The sequence below is a fragment of the Tissierella sp. genome (assembly GCF_052089545.1).
Lineage (GTDB): Bacteria > Bacillota > Clostridia > Tissierellales > Tissierellaceae > Tissierella_A.
In genome coordinates this window covers 40,851-42,837 of sequence record NZ_JBQDAA010000002.1, presented here as the reverse complement: position 1 = coordinate 42,837, position 1,987 = coordinate 40,851, and the positions used below count along the sequence as shown (strand labels likewise).

At 34.1% G+C, this 1,987-nt stretch carries 1 protein-coding gene; it reads right to left on the bottom strand.

Annotation, left to right across the window (positions count from 1 at the left end; all coding sequences use genetic code 11):
• Window positions 1-1,901, bottom strand: a 1,901-nt coding sequence (locus ACTHW2_RS00530; RefSeq protein WP_442261757.1) for a xanthine dehydrogenase family protein molybdopterin-binding subunit, incomplete at its 3' end; no start/stop codon positions are given.
• Window positions 1,902-1,987: the final 86 nt, after the last annotated feature.

Here is a 1,987-nt window from a genome sequence, read left to right as displayed (position 1 = left end):
CCTACTGTCCAAGAAGCTCCAGACTTTCCTTTGCCTGTATCTTTATCTAAGGGTAATAAACCTTTTACAATATAGTTTCCTCTTCCTATCAATTCTCTACCTATAGATGAACTATTTTTATATTGATAACCATGTACTATATCTTTAAATTCTAAGAATATAGTCCTATCATCTTTTAAAAACACTCTTTTATTTTCTATATCTAAATCATTTGGTGTACATCTAAGAGCTATAGCTGCTACTTCTTTTATTTGTGTAATCAAATCCTCTGCTGCATCAACAGCAGCATTACCAACCATAAAGGTTGTCATACTTGCTACAGTTTTCCAGTGTTTTGGAGTTATCCGTGTGTTTACATCCATATAAATATAGATGTCATCTATACTCATCCCTAACTTTTCCGCTATAATTTGACCTATTGCTGTTTTCATTCCAGGTCCTATTTCTGTAGCTCCAAAGTTTGCATTTATAGTTCCATCTTTGTTACAAGTTAACAGCACACCTGAAGTTGCATTTGAAGGACTACTTGATGTCTTCCAAAAGCAGCTTATCCCCTTTGATATTATAGTTCCTTTATCTGTTTTTATTCTATTTCCTTTATCCCAATTCATTAAGCCTTTTAAGCTTGATATACATTTTTCTAAATCACCTGTATTGCTCATTGTTATTTTGCTTTGTGTTGGTGAAAAGTCTCCTTCTTTTAAAGCATTTTTTCTTCTTAATTCCAAAGGATCCATTTTCAATTCCCTAGCTAATTTATTGATAGCCACTTCCATACCAAAAGTACTTACCCCATGTCCAAAGCCTCGATAGGAAGTGGCATAAGTATGGTTTGTATATATAGAAAAACTATCACAATCTATGTTTTTAATATTATAAGGTCCTGAACAATCTGTTGCAACTGCTCTAGCCATATTAGGACCTGTATTTGCATAGGCGCCACAATCTACAAGATAAATGCATTCTAAAGCAGTTATTCTCCCATCCCTTCTAGCTCCTAGTTTTATTTTTCCTTCTACTCCTAATTTGGAAGGAGCAGTACTTATATCTTCTTCTCTAGTATTTGCTATTGTAACCATCTTTCCATCTACTGCATGACTTGCTAAATAGGCTAAAAATTCTATAGTGGCTGAAGTTTTCCCGCCAAAAGCTCCTCCTACTAAGGGTGTATGAACAACTATTTTACCTTCAGAAATACTATATGCTTCACTCAGTTCTTCCTTCACTCCAAAAGGTGACTGGGTTGATGTATATATATTGACTGTTCCGTCTGAAGTTATTTGTGCCTTAGTATTTCTAGTTTCCATAGCTATATGATCAGCTTGAGGCATAGTGAACTCATATTCTACAGTAAGATCACTTTCTTTCCATCCATATTCCATATTTCCTTTTCTAATCTTTATACGATTTGAAATATTAGAATCTGCTACAGGTATTACTTCAGGACTTAGATAATGATATCGTCCTAAATCTTTATGTACTAATGTAGCATCCATGTCTAGTGCATCTTTGATAGAACTTACTAGTGGAAGAGGTTCATATTCTACTTCTATAAGATTTACAGCAGCTGCAGCTTCATCTTCCTTGTTTGCCACAACTAAGGCTACAGGTTCACCAAAGTATCTTACCTTACCCCTTGCTATAGGTGGTCTATCGCTTATCATTGATCCTACAAGTGTTGGAAAATACTCTCCAGTTATTACTGCTTTAACACCTTTAGAGGCTTTAGCTTTAGATGTATCTATGTTTTTTATAATTGCATGAGCATGTGTGGATGTAAGTATTCTAGCGTGCAAGCTTTCATTAAAGTGAATATCACCAGTGTATTTTGCACTTCCTGTAACCTTATCCCACGCTTCTTCTCTTATAGTACTTACTCCAATTTGAGATTTATAAGTCATGGTCTTCCTCCTATATTTACTAATTATCTTTATAGGATAGCTTTTCCATAGTTACTATTATTAATACCTTTATATTTTACTTTAAT